Annotated in this window: 11 protein-coding genes and 1 pseudogene; 9 read left to right on the top strand and 3 right to left on the bottom strand. The window is 41.1% G+C overall.

Annotated features, from left to right (window positions below; all coding sequences use genetic code 11):
• Positions 1–13: 13 nt before the first annotated feature.
• From AW14_RS14815 to AW14_RS15175, 9 genes and pseudogenes are all read left to right on the top strand, one after another.
• Positions 14–163, top strand: a pseudogene (locus AW14_RS14815) (IS3-like element ISLbl1 family transposase); the annotation flags it as partial.
• 153 nt (positions 164–316) lie between these two features.
• Positions 317–12,571, top strand: coding sequence for a T9SS C-terminal target domain-containing protein (locus AW14_RS04370; RefSeq protein WP_044637710.1), 12,255 nt, complete (start codon positions 317–319; stop codon positions 12,569–12,571).
• Positions 12,572–12,577: 6 nt separating this feature from the next.
• Positions 12,578–13,543 carry a PorP/SprF family type IX secretion system membrane protein gene (locus tag AW14_RS04375; RefSeq protein ID WP_044637711.1) on the top strand — a complete coding sequence of 322 codons (966 nt, stop codon included), beginning with the start codon at positions 12,578–12,580 and terminating at the stop codon, positions 13,541–13,543.
• Between the two features lie 18 nt (positions 13,544–13,561).
• Entirely contained in the window at positions 13,562–14,071 is a 510-nt protein-coding gene (locus AW14_RS04380) for a T9SS type A sorting domain-containing protein (RefSeq protein WP_044637712.1), read from the top strand.
• A gap of 337 nt (positions 14,072–14,408) precedes the next feature.
• Positions 14,409–15,347, top strand: coding sequence for a fibrobacter succinogenes major paralogous domain-containing protein (locus AW14_RS04385; RefSeq protein ID WP_154662117.1), 939 nt, complete (start codon positions 14,409–14,411; stop codon positions 15,345–15,347).
• Positions 15,348–15,436: 89 nt separating this feature from the next.
• Complete coding sequence (locus tag AW14_RS04390) at positions 15,437–15,784, top strand: four helix bundle protein (protein ID WP_044637713.1); 348 nt, start codon at positions 15,437–15,439, stop codon at positions 15,782–15,784.
• 86 nt (positions 15,785–15,870) lie between these two features.
• Positions 15,871–16,116: an FISUMP domain-containing protein gene (locus tag AW14_RS15290; protein WP_169744653.1), complete on the top strand. Its 246-nt coding sequence runs from the start codon at positions 15,871–15,873 to the stop codon at positions 16,114–16,116.
• Positions 16,117–16,119: 3 nt separating this feature from the next.
• Entirely contained in the window at positions 16,120–16,737 is a 618-nt protein-coding gene (locus tag AW14_RS15170) for a reverse transcriptase domain-containing protein (protein WP_052647431.1), read from the top strand.
• 19 nt (positions 16,738–16,756) lie between these two features.
• Positions 16,757–17,110, top strand: coding sequence for an RNA-directed DNA polymerase (locus AW14_RS15175; RefSeq protein ID WP_084708765.1), 354 nt, complete (start codon positions 16,757–16,759; stop codon positions 17,108–17,110).
• A gap of 287 nt (positions 17,111–17,397) precedes the next feature.
• On the opposite strand, the gene AW14_RS15180 is transcribed toward AW14_RS15175, so the two are convergent.
• The 3 genes from AW14_RS15180 to AW14_RS04405 all read right to left on the bottom strand — a co-directional run bounded on the left by AW14_RS15180 (position 17,398) and on the right by AW14_RS04405 (position 18,884).
• The gene (locus AW14_RS15180; protein ID WP_218916004.1) at positions 17,398–17,937 is read right to left on the bottom strand and encodes a nucleotidyl transferase AbiEii/AbiGii toxin family protein; all 540 of its coding nucleotides are present in this window, start codon (positions 17,935–17,937) and stop codon (positions 17,398–17,400) included.
• Positions 17,933–18,178, bottom strand: a complete 246-nt coding sequence (locus tag AW14_RS15295) for a nucleotidyl transferase AbiEii/AbiGii toxin family protein (RefSeq protein ID WP_218915999.1) — start codon at positions 18,176–18,178, stop codon at positions 17,933–17,935. Before AW14_RS15295 ends, AW14_RS15180 begins: the two co-directional genes overlap by 5 nt.
• 79 nt (positions 18,179–18,257) lie before the next feature.
• On the bottom strand, positions 18,258–18,884 hold the full coding sequence (locus AW14_RS04405) for a type IV toxin-antitoxin system AbiEi family antitoxin domain-containing protein (RefSeq protein ID WP_044637714.1): 627 nt from the start codon (positions 18,882–18,884) through the stop codon (positions 18,258–18,260).
• Between the last annotated feature and the right edge of the window lie 487 nt (positions 18,885–19,371).

Genomic DNA, 19,371 nt, shown 5'->3' on the forward strand with positions numbered 1-19,371 from the left:
GGGAAGCTTACAACATGATTATAGCTTAAAATCACAAGCCGAATTATCTATCTTTGGATGGATAGAAACTTGGTATAATAAAAAACGGAGACATTCCTTTTTAGGAAATAAAACAATAAAAGAATTTGAATTAGATATGTATAACACTAAATTAGCAGCATAGTCACTCAACTAATTGTCCTGTTTTTTGTTGTAAGTCCAATAAAAACTCTCTTAGGTAAAGTACAGTTTAGTTTGAATACGTACAACTTCTGATGGTGGTTATGGCAATTTTGACGCTGTAGAATTTACACTTTAAATTGATAAAAAAAATTAAATGAAAAAAAATTTTATACTAATATTTTTATTTTTAACAAGTTTAATTGGTAATGCACAACAGCAATCAGAAGATTGTATTGTACCAGCATCATTAACGTTAACCCATTTTAACACTGCTAAATATGTGCCAGGTGGCCACCTTGCAGTCTTCTTTGAACCAGAGGGCGTTTTTGAGCTGGACAATGAGTTTGTCCTAGAGCTATCTGATGCTTCTGGGAGTTTTAGTACAGCGACAACACTTTCAATGAAATCTGAGTTTTTTATTCCAGTGCTAAATGGAATAATTCCATTAGACATTGCTCCTGGCTCTAACTATAAACTTAGGATTAGAACCACAGCACCTTTTGCAAGTGTAGAAACCGATGCCTTTGAGATTATATCACAAACAACACCAGATGTTGTGCCAGCAGAAATTACTTTCATAAACAATGCATTCACAGATTTAGATAATTTTATAAAATGTGTTGATCTAGCCCATGACAATTATTTTTTTGGTCATAAAGACAAGGGGCTTACAGAAGTAACACCTAGTGATGGTGGTGGTATTAAGTTAGGTTTGTTAGGTGGTAATTCTTCCAATACGGTTGTCAGAATGTTAATTAACGGCTTGTGGCAAGAACTTTCTATTACCACAATAGGAAGTCAATTTACTATTCCTTCTGGCTTACCTGTGGGGTATTACCTTATGGAACTAGATAAAACAGTAAATCCAAACACACCTAATGAATATCATAATATATCAGGTTTTATTTTTCATTTTAATACAAATATCACAGGTATTGCCAACACGAGTTCAGAAACTATTTGTGTCGATCAAAATGCTGGATTTGAGGTTCCCATTGCGAGTATTCAATATAATTATCCAGGCTCAATGTATTCAATTCATTATGGTGATTCTGATGAAACCGATACATCAACTTTTGATTTCTATACACATGCTAGACTTGTTAATTGCAACACTTTAAACCATGTATATAATGCTACAACATGTTCAAGTATTTTTCAAGATGAAAACCCAGGTAATGATAATTTTTATTTTAAGTTAGATTTTAATTTATATAGCGAAGGCCTTTTTAATAGTGATTCAGATCAATTTGAATGTGAAACTTATACAAAAAACGGAGGCGGGACTACAAAATGGATTAATGCAAGCCTAAAACCATCGGCAGATCTTATAGCTCCTGATATTATTTGTGAAGGATTGGCAATTGTTGCTACAGATAATTCGACTTCAGGATTGTATGGTTTTGGACCAGAGTGTTCTTCAGATTACAATACTTATTGGGAAGTAGCTGCGCCAGGTGATGATTGGGTGAGTGTTGATCCTAATAATTCAATTTTTACAGGTTGGATTGATGATGTTGCTAGAACTTTAACTATACCAGGTAGTATTACTTCTAATAATCCTGGTTTTTGGGGTATTAGGTTAATAATAAGCAATCCTTTGGGATGTGTTCAATCTGACACGGATGAACAAACCGTTATCGTAGAACCAATACCAGCTCCATCTTTTGATTATACATACCAAGATAATCTTTGTGCACCAGTAACAATCGAGTTTACCAATACCTCAAATACTGAAGATATTAATCCTCCATCATTTGGTAATCCAACTTACACATGGTCAGTTGTTCCGGATTTAACAACACCTGCATCATTAAATGGGTTTACATTATTGGATGAAAACCCTAATGATAATATTGATGCTGCAAATCAAACAGATATTGATATCCGTTTTACGCAACCAGGAACTTACATTGTAACCTTACAGCTAGAGAATGAATGTGGAACTATTTTCTTTCCTCAGAATATTACTATTATAGGAGACCCAACAGTCTCTTTTAATCCAAATTCTCTTGAGGTTTGTCAGGAAGCACCTGCTAATTATACTTTAGACTTTTCAGATAGTACCATTCAACCCCTTTATAGTGATACGCCTTATACGCCAACAACATTTTTGTGGGAAGTTTTTGAAATAGACGGTGTGACTCCAGCCAGTAATTACACCTTTGTAAATTCTACTGATGCAGGCACTAACTACCCTCAAATTAATTTTACGGAATTTGGCGAATATCTCATTAGAATAACTGTATCTGGAAATTGTGAGGGTAATGGTTCAGATGATTTTTTGTTTAATTTAAAGCAAACCCCAATCATTACTAATACTAATTTAACTCAAGAAATTTGTTCAGGTGATGATACCGATGAAATTTTATTATTGACAGATATCAGTAATTCAACTTTCGAGTGGGAAGTTACTACCTCAGATGATATAACAGGCTTCCCAGAAGGTGTTCAAACTACAACTACAATACCATCAATGCCATTGATAAACACTTGTAATACTTCAGGTGTTGTAACTATACAAGTTACCCCATTTAATGATGGTTGTGAAGGATTGCCTGTAGAGTTCCAAATTACTGTAAATCCTAAACCATTTATTTTTGATTTAAATACCACTATCTGCTCAGGTGATACTTTTTTGATTGAACCTAACAATGATTGTGCTAATGGTCAAATTGTACCTGAAAATACGACGTACAATTGGGTTGTTGACAGTCAAGGTCCCGATTTAAATGGAGAATCTGGATCGGGAACCAGCATCAGTCAATCATTGAATAATATAAGTGATAGTGTACAAAGTGTCGTTTATCTAGTCACACCTACATCAGGAGATACAGGTTCTTGCTTAGGCGACGAATTTACGCTGACGGTAACGGTGAATCCGGAGCCGGTGGTTGCTGGCCAAGCGGTTACGGTTTGCAGTGACCAGGCCTTGGGCATAGATTTTGGATCGAGCAGTTCAGTAGCGGCTACGAGTTATAACATTACGGCCCTTACATTGAACGGTTTGACGGTCTCTTCGGGCGGTGCGGGAGAAAGCAGTGGGTTATCGGCATCGGATCTATCCGATGATGCCTTTACGAACACCACTCCGGCCGCTGTAGATGTTGTTTACACGGTAGTACCTGTAACGTCAGAGGGCTGTGAGGGCGAGGAATTTACGCTAACTGTGACGGTGGACCCAGAGCCAGTGGTTGCTGACCAAACGTTGACGGTATGCAGTGATGTAGCCATAGGCTATACGATAGAGGGAGATGTTGATACGCCGGTTGTAGCGACTTACAACCTGACCAACGTAGAGAGCAATGGCTTGGTAGGAGCAGGAACGAACCAAGGGATAGAAAATGGACTGTCATCTGATGCATTAATCAATGATGTTTGGACCAATGATACCCCATCACCAGTGGATGTGGTGTATACCTTGGAGCCTATAGGCGACAACGGTTGCGGGGGCGACGAATTTACTGTGACGGTGACGGTGGACCCAGAGCCGGTGGTTGCGGACCAAGCGGTTACGGTATGCAATGATGTAGCCATAGGTTATACGATACAGGGAGATGTTGATACGCCATTGGTAGCGAGTTATAATTTAATAAGTATAGTAGATAATGGATTGGTAGGCTCGACATCAAATCAGGGCGTAGGCAACACTTTACCATCAGATGCATTAACAGGAGATGTTTGGACCAATGTGACAGCGAACAGTGTTGATGTGTTGTATACCTTGGTGCCTATAGGCGACAACGGTTGCGAGGGCGACGAATTTACGCTGACGGTAACGGTGAATCCGGAGCCGGTGGTTGCTGGCCAAGCGGTTACGGTTTGCAGTGACCAGGCCTTGGGCATAGATTTTGGATCGAGCAGTTCAGTAGCGGCTACGAGTTATAACATTACGGCCCTTACATTGAACGGTTTGACGGTCTCTTCGGGCGGTGCGGGAGAAAGCAGTGGGTTATCGGCATCGGATCTATCCGATGATGCCTTTACGAACACCACTCCGGCCGCTGTAGATGTTGTTTACACGGTAGTACCTGTAACGTCAGAGGGCTGTGAGGGCGAGGAATTTACGCTAACTGTGACGGTGGACCCAGAGCCAGTGGTTGCTGACCAAACGTTGACGGTATGCAGTGATGTAGCCATAGGCTATACGATAGAGGGAGATGTTGATACGCCGGTTGTAGCGACTTACAACCTGACCAACGTAGAGAGCAATGGCTTGGTAGGAGCAGGAACGAACCAAGGGATAGAAAATGGACTGTCATCTGATGCATTAATCAATGATGTTTGGACCAATGATACCCCATCACCAGTGGATGTGGTGTATACCTTGGAGCCTATAGGCGACAACGGTTGCGGGGGCGACGAATTTACTGTGACGGTGACGGTGGACCCAGAGCCGGTGGTTGCGGACCAAGCGGTTACGGTATGCAATGATGTAGCCATAGGTTATACGATACAGGGAGATGTTGATACGCCATTGGTAGCGAGTTATAATTTAATAAGTATAGTAGATAATGGATTGGTAGGCTCGACATCAAATCAGGGCGTAGGCAACACTTTACCATCAGATGCATTAACAGGAGATGTTTGGACCAATGTGACAGCGAACAGTGTTGATGTGTTGTATACCTTGGTGCCTATAGGCGACAACGGTTGCGAGGGCGACGAATTTACGCTGACGGTAACGGTGAATCCGGAGCCGGTGGTTGCTGGCCAAGCGGTTACGGTTTGCAGTGACCAGGCCTTGGGCATAGATTTTGGATCGAGCAGTTCAGTAGCGGCTACGAGTTATAACATTACGGCCCTTACATTGAACGGTTTGACGGTCTCTTCGGGCGGTGCGGGAGAAAGCAGTGGGTTATCGGCATCGGATCTATCCGATGATGCCTTTACGAACACCACTCCGGCCGCTGTAGATGTTGTTTACACGGTAGTACCTGTAACGTCAGAGGGCTGTGAGGGCGAGGAATTTACGCTAACTGTGACGGTGGACCCAGAGCCAGTGGTTGCTGACCAAACGTTGACGGTATGCAGTGATGTAGCCATAGGCTATACGATAGAGGGAGATGTTGATACGCCGGTTGTAGCGACTTACAACCTGACCAACGTAGAGAGCAATGGCTTGGTAGGAGCAGGAACGAACCAAGGGATAGAAAATGGACTGTCATCTGATGCATTAATCAATGATGTTTGGACCAATGATACCCCATCACCAGTGGATGTGGTGTATACCTTGGAGCCTATAGGCGACAACGGTTGCGGGGGCGACGAATTTACTGTGACGGTGACGGTGGACCCAGAGCCGGTGGTTGCGGACCAAGCGGTTACGGTATGCAATGATGTAGCCATAGGTTATACGATACAGGGAGATGTTGATACGCCATTGGTAGCGAGTTATAATTTAATAAGTATAGTAGATAATGGATTGGTAGGCTCGACATCAAATCAGGGCGTAGGCAACACTTTACCATCAGATGCATTAACAGGAGATGTTTGGACCAATGTGACAGCGAACAGTGTTGATGTGTTGTATACCTTGGTGCCTATAGGCGACAACGGTTGCGAGGGCGACGAATTTACGCTGACGGTAACGGTGAATCCGGAGCCGGTGGTTGCTGGCCAAGCGGTTACGGTTTGCAGTGACCAGGCCTTGGGCATAGATTTTGGATCGAGCAGTTCAGTAGCGGCTACGAGTTATAACATTACGGCCCTTACATTGAACGGTTTGACGGTCTCTTCGGGCGGTGCGGGAGAAAGCAGTGGGTTATCGGCATCGGATCTATCCGATGATGCCTTTACGAACACCACTCCGGCCGCTGTAGATGTTGTTTACACGGTAGTACCTGTAACGTCAGAGGGCTGTGAGGGCGAGGAATTTACGCTAACTGTGACGGTGGACCCAGAGCCAGTGGTTGCTGACCAAACGTTGACGGTATGCAGTGATGTAGCCATAGGCTATACGATAGAGGGAGATGTTGATACGCCGGTTGTAGCGACTTACAACCTGACCAACGTAGAGAGCAATGGCTTGGTAGGAGCAGGAACGAACCAAGGGATAGAAAATGGACTGTCATCTGATGCATTAATCAATGATGTTTGGACCAATGATACCCCATCACCAGTGGATGTGGTGTATACCTTGGAGCCTATAGGCGACAACGGTTGCGGGGGCGACGAATTTACTGTGACGGTGACGGTGGACCCAGAGCCGGTGGTTGCGGACCAAGCGGTTACGGTATGCAATGATGTAGCCATAGGTTATACGATACAGGGAGATGTTGATACGCCATTGGTAGCGAGTTATAATTTAATAAGTATAGTAGATAATGGATTGGTAGGCTCGACATCAAATCAGGGCGTAGGCAACACTTTGCCATCAGATGCATTAACAGGAGATGTTTGGACCAATGTGACAGCGAACAGTGTTGATGTGTTGTATACCTTGGTGCCTATAGGCGACAACGGTTGCGAGGGCGACGAATTTACGCTGACGGTAACGGTGAATCCGGAGCCGGTGGTTGCTGGCCAAGCGGTTACGGTTTGCAGTGACCAGGCCTTGGGCATAGATTTTGGATCGAGCAGTTCAGTAGCGGCTACGAGTTATAACATTACGGCCCTTACATTGAACGGTTTGACGGTCTCTTCGGGCGGTGCGGGAGAAAGCAGTGGGTTATCGGCATCGGATCTATCCGATGATGCCTTTACGAACACCACTCCGGCCGCTGTAGATGTTGTTTACACGGTAGTACCTGTAACGTCAGAGGGCTGTGAGGGCGAGGAATTTACGCTAACTGTGACGGTGGACCCAGAGCCAGTGGTTGCTGACCAAACGTTGACGGTATGCAGTGATGTAGCCATAGGCTATACGATAGAGGGAGATGTTGATACGCCGGTTGTAGCGACTTACAACCTGACCAACGTAGAGAGCAATGGCTTGGTAGGAGCAGGAACGAACCAAGGGATAGAAAATGGACTGTCATCTGATGCATTAATCAATGATGTTTGGACCAATGATACCCCATCACCAGTGGATGTGGTGTATACCTTGGAGCCTATAGGCGACAACGGTTGCGGGGGCGACGAATTTACTGTGACGGTGACGGTGGACCCAGAGCCGGTGGTTGCGGACCAAGCGGTTACGGTATGCAATGATGTAGCCATAGGTTATACGATACAGGGAGATGTTGATACGCCATTGGTAGCGAGTTATAATTTAATAAGTATAGTAGATAATGGATTGGTAGGCTCGACATCAAATCAGGGCGTAGGCAACACTTTACCATCAGATGCATTAACAGGAGATGTTTGGACCAATGTGACAGCGAACAGTGTTGATGTGTTGTATACCTTGGTGCCTATAGGCGACAACGGTTGCGAGGGCGACGAATTTACGCTGACGGTAACGGTGAATCCGGAGCCGGTGGTTGCTGGCCAAGCGGTTACGGTTTGCAGTGACCAGGCCTTGGGCATAGATTTTGGATCGAGCAGTTCAGTAGCGGCTACGAGTTATAACATTACGGCCCTTACATTGAACGGTTTGACGGTCTCTTCGGGCGGTGCGGGAGAAAGCAGTGGGTTATCGGCATCGGATCTATCCGATGATGCCTTTACGAACACCACTCCGGCCGCTGTAGATGTTGTTTACACGGTAGTACCTGTAACGTCAGAGGGCTGTGAGGGCGAGGAATTTACGCTAACTGTGACGGTGGACCCAGAGCCAGTGGTTGCTGACCAAACGTTGACGGTATGCAGTGATGTAGCCATAGGCTATACGATAGAGGGAGATGTTGATACGCCGGTTGTAGCGACTTACAACCTGACCAACGTAGAGAGCAATGGCTTGGTAGGAGCAGGAACGAACCAAGGGATAGAAAATGGACTGTCATCTGATGCATTAATCAATGATGTTTGGACCAATGATACCCCATCACCAGTGGATGTGGTGTATACCTTGGAGCCTATAGGCGACAACGGTTGCGGGGGCGACGAATTTACTGTGACGGTGACGGTGGACCCAGAGCCGGTGGTTGCGGACCAAGCGGTTACGGTATGCAATGATGTAGCCATAGGTTATACGATACAGGGAGATGTTGATACGCCATTGGTAGCGAGTTATAATTTAATAAGTATAGTAGATAATGGATTGGTAGGCTCGACATCAAATCAGGGCGTAGGCAACACTTTACCATCAGATGCATTAACAGGAGATGTTTGGACCAATGTGACAGCGAACAGTGTTGATGTGTTGTATACCTTGGTGCCTATAGGCGACAACGGTTGCGAGGGCGACGAATTTACGCTGACGGTAACGGTGAATCCGGAGCCGGTGGTTGCTGGCCAAGCGGTTACGGTTTGCAGTGACCAGGCCTTGGGCATAGATTTTGGATCGAGCAGTTCAGTAGCGGCTACGAGTTATAACATTACGGCCCTTACATTGAACGGTTTGACGGTCTCTTCGGGCGGTGCGGGAGAAAGCAGTGGGTTATCGGCATCGGATCTATCCGATGATGCCTTTACGAACACCACTCCGGCCGCTGTAGATGTTGTTTACACGGTAGTACCTGTAACGTCAGAGGGCTGTGAGGGCGAGGAATTTACGCTAACTGTGACGGTGAATCCAGAGCCAGTGGTTCTATCTATTTCGGATATCGAAGTTTGTACTGGTGAAATTGTTGATACTATTATTTTTTCTACTACAAATACTGGTGGAGTCATATCTTATAATTGGGAAATAAATACAGATATAGGTCTGCTTCCACTTTCAGTAGTAGGTGATATTCCATCTTTTACAAGTCAAAATAGTAGTAATGTTCCTTTAGTAGCTACTGTTGATGTTACGCCTACATTTACGGCTAATGGTTTATCATGTCAAGGACTTTCAGAATCTTTTCAAATTGTTGTTAATCCAAGACCACTCATAAATGATAAAATAGTTGAAATATGTTCTGAAGATACATTTAGTATACAACCTTTAAATAATATTGATGGTGATGTTGTACCAAACGGGACCGAATACAGTTGGCAAGTCTTGCTACCAAATACAAATATAACAGGTGCTACTTCTGGTTCTGGGACAATTATTTCACAGACGTTGATAAACACAAGTAATGAAGCGCAAGTGGTTGTATACGAGGTGACACCAATATCTAATGCCATAGGTGCTTGTGAAGGGTCAACTTTTGAAATAGAAGTAACTGTAACACCAAGACCATTTTTACAAAATCAAAATTTTGAGACCTGTAGTGGTGACACTTTTACTTTCAGTCCAATTAATAACCCGCCAAACACAATTATACCAATTGGGACTACATATACATGGACATTTACGAATAATCCAAATATTACAGGTGAAACCGATGGTATAAATGAGGCTCAATTTGAGCAACTTAATTTAATTAATAGCACTAACGTAGATCAGTCAGTAGTCTACAATATAACAGCTACTGCTGCTAGTTGCTCCTATAGTTTTGTTATAGAGCTCGTGGTTAAGCCAACACCGTTCATTCCATATAATTCTGGTCTTACAGATACTAGGTGCAGTGGTGATCCTTTTATAATACAACCGGTAAACGGAGTTCCCGACTCAAGTACAATTGTACCCATTAATACTACGTACACCTGGGTGGTAATACCAAATCCTAATATATCTGGATGGAGTGATAACAGCACGCCTGTCGGATTAATATCTCAGGAACTTTACAATCTAACGAATGTGAATCAGAGCATTGAATATATCGTTACCCCATACAATGGAACATGTGTGGGCCAAACATTTAGTGTTTTGATTTGGATAGAACCGAAACCACAAATACCAAATCATATCGAGACCCTTTGTGATGGAGATTCTTTTGTCTTTGCTCCAGTAAATGGTGTATTCCCAGATTCAAAAACCATAGTACCTGACTTAACACTTTACTCATGGTCTGTTAATGATTTAAGTGGAGGTTTAATTAGTGGTTACAGCAATGGTGTGGACCAACCATTTATTGATACCGGAATACTGAATAATGACAGTAACAGTGTCCAGACATTGATTTATGATGTGACACCAACGTATTATGTGAATTCAAATCCTAATATGCCACAATGTATTGGTGATACGTTTACTTTAACGGTCTCTGTCAATCCTGGTGTGGAGGCTAATGCAGTTGTTACTAATATCTCCTGTAGTTACAGCCCACTTTGTGGGGGCAGTATAGAGTTGAATCCATCAGGTGTAGGCCCTTATACATTTAATTGGACCTATTCAGGGAGTGAGATTAACGCTATATCAGATCCAACGCTTCAAAATCAATATAACTTATGTCCTGGTGATTATATGGTTGAAATAACCGATGTTTTTGGTTGTACCTATGAATTTAGTTATGTTATAGTACCACCACAACCGGTTACTTTCAGCCTTGTATCTTTAGTGGATTTGTCTTGTAACAACATATCTCCTAATTGTGATGGGTATATTGAGGTAGATCTCCAAGGAGGAACTTTACCTTATAGTTTAATAGAGTGGTATACAGAATCCATTCCCAATTCAGGAAACTTTGATACCATTGTATCCACTGGAAGTAATCAATTGGCCAACGCATGCGAGGGTAACTATATATTAAAGGTTTTAGATACCAATGCTTGTGAATTTACTTCAGAAATTTATACAGTAGAACAGACCTCAAGTCCTATTGTAATTAATGATCAAATATCTGATTACAATGGTTATGGGGTGAGTTGTTCTAATACTAATGATGGATTTATAACTGTTGATGTTTTGGGTGGATCGGGTAGTTTTACCTATACTTTAAATCCAGGGGATATACAAGATAGTGACCCAAGCACACCAAATCTTTTAGAGTTTGAAAACTTAGCTCCTGGCGCTTATACATTGGATATTATTGATAGTAACTGCCCGCAAAGCATTACGTTAAATTATAATTTGACTGTTCCAACAGCCATCTTGTCTTCTCATGTTTTGGTTTCAAGCCCTATTTCCTGTTATGGAGGTACCGAAACATACACGATAACCGCTTCTGGTGGTGTACCACCTTATACGGGTACAGGCAACTATACATTAACGGCAGGAACCCACGATATAGTAATTACAGATGCTAATGGTTGTAGTACAACCGAATCAATAGCTGTTCTAGAACCAACGGCATTAACAGTAAACGCAGCTGTAACGAGTTCAATTTTATGCCATGGTGATTCTGGTATTGTGACCATAACAGCCAGTGGTGGCACACCGCCTTATACAGGAGTTGGCAATATAACCGTATCTGCTGGCAATTGTAATTACACCGTAACGGATGCTAATGGTTGTAGTTACTCTGACACGATTACTGTTAATGAGCCAGATGAGTTGCTCTACACAATTGATTCTACTACAAATCCAACCTGTTCACCAGATTGGAGCTATACCAATGGTAGTATTTGCATTACCATAACCGGTGGTACCAATCCTATTCCTACTGGAACTGGATGGACGGACTATGGTAATGGATCCTGGTGTCTGGAAAACTTATCGGCAGGCGATTACGCCATCGATGTGACTGATGACAATGGTTGTCCAAGTAATGGTGCTACGGATATCACCTTAACCAGACCGCCTGCTATTGATGCTTATATAACCAGTAACATCAATGCAGATTGCAGCATCAACACCATTACGCAAACCAATTATGTATTTGTTACTGGAGGCACGCCGCCTTATGAATTTTCATGGTCTGGTGGAGAGGTTTGCGACCCGATAAACCCACAATGCATGGAAACCACAGTATCGGGAACCTATACGGTTTACATACACGACCAGGAAAGTCTAGCCAATGGCTGTCCGCCAATAGAGGTGGACGTGGTTGTAGACTTACCAGAAATTGGGGATGCAGCATTTAGTTATACCTCACCTAATAGCATACTTTGTGATGTATTGAGTTTTGAAGAACCGATTTCATTCTTCAATGAATCTACAGGAGATATAGTAAATCTCACATGGGATTTTGGAGATGGGTCTATGGATGTTGTAGGGGAAGAGAATCCAACACATGTTTACAGTGAAATAGGTACATATCAGGTAGAGTTGACCGTGGAATATCCATATGGGTGTACAGAAACCTATTCTGAAGTTATCGAAATAACCAAAGGCTACGATATAGTCATTCCTAATGCCTTTACACCTAATGGTGATGGTATAAATGATACCATAAGGCCAGTCTCATTGTGTATGGTGCAGGTTAAGATGTCCATTTACGATACTTGGGGCTCGTTATTGTATGTTGAAGTTGGAGAAAACGATATAATAAATGGCTGGGATGGTACCATTAAAGGAAATCCAGCCGAGAATGGAAATTACATTATTGTTGTAGAGGCCACAACATACAGAGGAGAAACCATTGAATTAAACGGTCCAATTACTTTAATAAAATAAGACAATATGAAAAAGACATTAATAATCGTATTCTTTTTATTTTCCATTAAAGGATGGGCCCAAGATCCTGTTTTTACCCAGTTCTTTATGATTCCCGAAACACTAAGCTCTAGCTTTACTGGCGGAAAGAAAACAACGCGTGCAGGAATCATACATAGGACTCAATGGCCCGGACTCAATTTCAGCATCAACACCCAATTTGCATTTGTAGACAATTGGTTTGAGGAAGTTGATAGCGGCTTGGGCGTCAGTGTCCTAAACCATAAGGAAACTTCGACCCGTTATAATTTTACCCAAGTAAACATCAATTACGTGCACGAACTCCAAATTTCCAACGAGTGGTATTTTAGACCGAGTTTATCGTTTGGGTTGGGCTCTAGAGATTTTGGGTTTCAGAATCTTTTACTGGAGGACCAAATTAACCTTTATCAAGGCATTATTAACCCAACCAGTTCGGATCCTATTAATCTAAATGAGAACAGATTGTTTTTTGATTTTAGTTCGTCCATGATGTTCTATAACGAAAACTCTTGGGTGGGTTTCACCTTAAAACACCTTAACAAGCCCAATATTAGCATGACCTACGAGGGTGAAGAAGCTTTGGATATGTTTATGTCCTTGCACGCTTCTGTAAACATCCCTACAGGATACCGCAGTGAGGCCATGGTGTACGCTCTGGCCAATGCCATGATGCAAGGCGAATACAACAGATTGGATCTAGGTGCTCGAGTGGATTACAACCGGTTTTCGTTTGCGGTCTTGGCAGCGACCAACCCTATAAAAACAAATCCAAACAGTCATTTTTTAACATCTATAAATGCTTTTATGGGTATGGAATGGGAAGGCTTTAAATTTGGATATTCTTACGATTTTAATATTACAGACATTGGCCGAACTGGTGGCGTGTACGAACTCTCCATTTCGTATGACTTTGGCAACGACCGCGATTGTTTTGGCTGTCCTGATTATTAAACCAAATAAATTTTAATTATGAAAAAGACTTTTTTAAACCGCAAAAAGATTAAAATGTCATTATTACATTTTTTTCTTTTGCTTGCTTTTAGTGCAAATTCCCAGACCCTTTCCAAACAGGTTATAGGCGTTGCAGGAGCAACCTTAGAAAACGGGAACAACAAACTCAGTTATACAGCTGGTGAAGTGGTTGTAGGTGCCATGACCGATGAGGATGCTACCTACCAATTGGGTAATGGCTACTATCCATCATTGGATTTATCCACACTAAGTTCGGAATCACCAGAGCTAACACTTCAGGTTAAACTGTATCCAAACCCGGTTACAGAAGCCTTGTATATCACGCATCCCACAGAGCAGGATTTTGATGTCATTATTTCCGATATCAACGGAAAGCAAATTCTAAGAACGGTACACCAAAAAGAGCAGGCACTCAGTTTAGATACTCTCACTTCAGGCACTTACTTAGTGACAGTCACGGCAAAAGATTCAAAAAAGATCAATACTTATAAAATCATTAAAAAATGAAAACCTTTTACATCGTACTATGTATCGTCATAGCATCCCTAACACAACTCTAAGCCCAAGCCCCACAAGGTTTTAACTACCAAGCTACGGTTAGAAACAGTGCTGGCGATTTAATCGTAAACACCAATGTGTATTTTAAGTTTAACATCATGTAGGGTTCTCAAACAAGCCTTCCTGTATTCACTGAAGTGCACTATGTACCTACGGATGATTTGGGACAGGTTACCCTTGTTATTGGCCAAGGCACAGCCACCACAGTACCTTTTCAAGTATAGATTGGTCTTTAGGAAGTTATTATTTAGGCATAGAACTCGATACGGGCAGTGGCTATGTGGCTATGGGTACCACACAACTACTAAGCGTTCCTTTTGCACTATATGCTGAAAACAGTGGCAACAGCATACCAACAACACCTAATTTAGAAACTGTACTTGCTGAAAATAATTCTGCCAACAACCAGCAGATAAAAGATTTACAAGACCCTACAGATGCTCATGATGCAGTGACAAAGGCATATGTTGACACGGAGGTTTTAAACAGCGTTTCAAACACTTATACTCAAGCAGAAGTAGATGCTTTAATTTCTAGCCTTCAAGAACAAATAGATGCTTTGCAGCCAACCTCGGTCACAGACATAGACGGCAATTCTTATGATTACCTTACTTACGGAGACCAAGTTTGGACGGTAGAAAACGCAGAAATGGTAACCTTTAGAGATGGCACGCCAATTCCTCAAGTTACAGACCCAACGGCGTGGAGCAACCTCAGCACAGGTGCTTGGTGCTATTACGATAACGATCCAACCAAAGGCAAGTTGTATAATTGGTACGTGGTAGCAGGCATACACGATACAGACCCCAACACACCAAACAAAGAATTTGCACCAGAGGGTTGGCACGTACCCACAGATGCCGAGTGGACAACTCTTGAAAACTACCTTATTGCCAATGGTTATAACTATGACGGCACCATTACAGGCAACAAAATAGCCAAGTCGATGGCCTCAACCACAGGCTGGAATAGTTCAACAAATGCTGGAGCATCAGGCAACAACCAAAGCTTAAACAACAGCAGCGGCTTTAACGCCTTCCCTGAGGGTTTCCGTAACAGCGATGGTTCGTTCTACAGTGAGGGTAACGATGCGATCTTTTGGAGTTCCAGTGGTGGCAGTGCAGATAGCGCGTGGGACCGCGGCCTGGACGACTATAACAGTAACCTGAACAGGTACTACAGCAACAAGCAGGGCGGCTTTTCAGTGCGTTTTGTTAGGGATTAAAATCTTGACCCTTGACTCTTTAAGGGGCTGCTGCTAAAAGCAGCCCCGTCTTTAAAATCAGCGCCGTAAGGCGCTTAAAATTTATTTTTGTGAGAACATACAGCGATTTGCCTGTTTACAAAGCCAGCTATGATTTACTGTTGTTGGTGTATGAATATAGTAATCCGCTTTCAAGAGATTATAAATATACCATTGGTGAGCGTCTAAAGTCAGAAACACTTGATATGATGTTGTTGGTTTTTAAATCATCAACTGCTGATGGGAAAAACAAAAAATTATGTATCTTGTTAGCTATAGATAAGATTGAACTTGTTAGGCTACTTTTAAGAGTTTTAAAAGATTTAAAACAATTAAGCTTAAAGCGTTATGCACAAATAAGTATTTTAACAGAGAATATATCAAAACAACTTACAGGCTGGAAAAAGAGTTTGAAATGAAATAACCAGAGTTTTTGTTGTCAAGGCAATAAAAAGTGTGTTAGTTTAAATCCGGTAGTCCGCTGTTTTTAATAGCAAATACAAAAGTGACTACAATTTATTGGTGCTTCCCTGAGGGTAACCGTAACAACAATGGTTCGTTCAATAATGAGGGTAACAATGCGATCTTTTGGAGTTCCAGTGATAACAATACAAATAACGCATGGAACCGCAACCTGAACAACAATAACAGTAACCTAAACAGGAACAACAACAAGCAAAACGGCTTTTCAGTGCGTTTTGTTAGGGACTTAAATAGAAGGCCTCTTTTTAATAAAAGAGGCTTTTTTTAGTAAATGGGAGACATAGAATTATTTAAACAACTTTACAAGGCATACTTACGCTGCTCTAAAGGAAAGCGTAAAAAACCGCAGACCATTAAGTTTAAAAAAAATCTTGAACAGAACTTATTATTGCTTTGTGATGAATTAATAAATAGAAGTTATAAGCCAAGTCCTTATTCTGTTTTTATTGTAAACAAACCATTAAAAAGGGAAATTTTTGCAGCTCATTTTAGAGATAGAGTCATCCATCATTTTTTAATGCAGCGTATAAACCCGCTGTTTGAATCCGTTTTTATAACAGATAGTTATGCTTGTAGAAAAGGAAAAGGTACGCTCTATGGTGTAAAAAGAATTTTTGACCACATATATAATTGTTCACATAAATACACCAAAGACTGTTATGTATTAAAACTAGACATTTCTGGATTTTTTATGTCTATCAGTAGAGAAATATTGCTCGCAAAAGTTTTAAATTTTATTGAGCTCAATTACCATAAAAAAGACAAAGCCCTAATAAAATATTTATGCACAACAATTATTTTAAATAATCCAGTAGAGGGAGCTATTAAATTGGGGAGTTTTAAAAAATTGGGATGGGCTTCCAAAGAACAAATCTTTATTTTATTCTAAATCAGTCCACGGTCTTCCCATAGGGAACTTAACGAGTCAGGTATTTGCAAATTTCTACATGCATGATTTTGATTCTTTTGTTAAAGATGAGTTGAAAATTAAGTACTACGGAAGATATGTTGACGATTTTATTATTTGTTCAAATGATAAAAAGATATTGAAAAAAATAATTCTAGTCATAAAACACAAATTATCAGGTGACTTAAACTTAGAACTTCATCCAAAGAAAATATACTTGCAACACTATAAAAAAGGAGTTCAGTTTTTAGGTGCCAATTTAAAGCCTGGAAGAGTTTATATTGGAAATAAAACAAAAGGCAATTTTTACGCTAAAAACCATAAATTCACTCTAATAAAAAACACAACAAGTTAAACACAAAATGACATTTTAGCTGTTGTTAATTCTTGTTTAGGGTTAATGAGGCATTTTAGTTCATATAAAATTAGAAAACGACAAGTTTTAAAACTACTTAAAAGCACTAAATTATCTTTTTACTCTTCTAACAGATTTTTAAAAATATCAAAAAAAAGAAGCCAAAAAATCTAGATTTTGTTTTTAAAACAGGTTAATAGAGTGTACTTGTTATTTCCAAGAATAATTTTTTATCCTTGGGAATATTTTTTGTTTTGCTGTATTTAGAGTCAATCCTTCCAATTGAATCAGTAATTTTCAAATTTCATCTTGGCCACCAAGTCCTTGAAGTATTGCTGGCCCCAAATAGTCAAGGCCCCATCGTCCTTGATGAACCTGACCACATCCTCCTTAATACCACTAAAGGAGACCGATTCAATTTTCCTTTCCAACAGTTCAATAATCTGTTCCCAGGAAATACTGTCCTCTTTCCAATTGTCTGTATCCCTTGCACTTGCCAGGAAATGATTGATATCCAGTGGGATTCCCTTTTTAATGTACCACTCCAGGTCATACCAGTCCCTCCCCTTGACCCTGTTTTTCCACTCTCTGAACAGTAAAGCGTGCAACTTTCCTGCAAACAGACTGGGTTTGGCGAAGCATTTGACATAGAATGAAAATGGACGGAGCAATAGTTTTTCTTCTGTTTGGAAATTCAATGGAGGCCGTCTATCGACCTCTATTTTAATTTTTAGGGTCCTATTGGAACGTACCCCTGTTTTTTCGATAACGTCCTCCAGAACGATTTCCTGCCATATCGTTTCGGCCTTTAGAAAGGTCGATTCAATGGCTGTCTGTTTTTTTCTTTTCCCTGATGCTAACGGTCAGCCCCAGGGATTCAAACTCTTCTGTTATGGCTTTAAAATATGGCTCGATTGAAAAGCTGGGATCTGGCCTGAGAAGGGAAAAGTCCAGGTCCTCAGAATATCTGTCCAATCCGTAAAGGATTCGGAGGGTGGTTCCCCCATAAAATGCCGCTTTCTCAAAAAAATCTGTCCTCGATAGTGCCGCCAAGGTAATCTCCTGCATTATTTCCCGCAACGCGTATAATATCTCCTCCTCATTTTGAGGGGCGTATTCTTCTATCTACTCTTTTATCATAGTTCCATCAGGGTTTTAATGAGCATTTTAAACTGTTCCTTTTGGGGGCATTTTCAATCCAGGATTCCATAATTTCCGTATCCAATGTCCCCAATGCCTCAATGTCGATTCGAAGGTCCTCTGTTAGAAAGTCCATTGTCTGCTTTGTGCTTCTGAGGTTTATTTTCGGTGTCATCACGATTTTATCGCACAGAGCCTTTTCACGTGAGGCAATCAACACCGTCTGCTTGGGCGAATACTCCAGTTTTTTTATTCCATAGGCGTAATAAGGCGTCCTCAATTGTCTGTAGCTATATCGTCCAACCGGTGTTTTATAGGTTTTTGAGGTCTTTGTGGTTACGGAACTTATTTCATAGGCCCTTTCCGATATCATGTTCCAATGGGATAAGGCAGATTCCAAGGATACGTAACTAGGTCCCCTAAGGTGGTTCGCTATCAGAAACGGTCCAGGTGATGGCAGGTCCATTTTAGGTCCGATAGTGTAGAGTCCCCTTCTGATGGAAATAAGCTCCTTGCTCTTGAGCAGTTCACTGATCTTGTCATTTGGGCTTTTGTACCTGTTCAGCAGTTCCAGAATTAAATGTCTGGATATAGGCGCTTCGGTATACCCCTTAATGATTGTTCTAAAATCCATACTGTCATAAATGTGCGTAATGATCGGAAATTATCCGATTGACCAAATCAAAAATAATGAAAATATGTAATATATCACATGTATAATCGGAATAAATCCGATTTTGAGCATGTTTTATGTCAATTTTAAAAAGAATGTAAATAGGTTATCCTATTGAAGTAGTTTTAATGTTTTTCGAATAACATGCTGAATGGGGTTCTAACATGAGAGCGAAGATACATTAAAACGTAAAACAATAAAATGGCATAGTCACATTTTCAAAGAGCTATTGAGATCAAATGAGGACCTATTTCTTAATTTTTTTAGTGAACTTTCAGTTCTTTATCATAAGCAACAAAACATTACCCCTTTCAATGTTATGAAAATCTATTGATTGATTTCTTCGTTTATACATCCTTTCCAATTGGTGTACTTTTTTATCCCCAAGAATAATTTTTATCCTTGGGAATATTTTTTTGTATTCTAGTGAGATTTTAATCCGAATTTT

The organism is Siansivirga zeaxanthinifaciens CC-SAMT-1 (genome assembly GCF_000941055.1).
Lineage (GTDB): Bacteria > Bacteroidota > Bacteroidia > Flavobacteriales > Flavobacteriaceae > Siansivirga > Siansivirga zeaxanthinifaciens.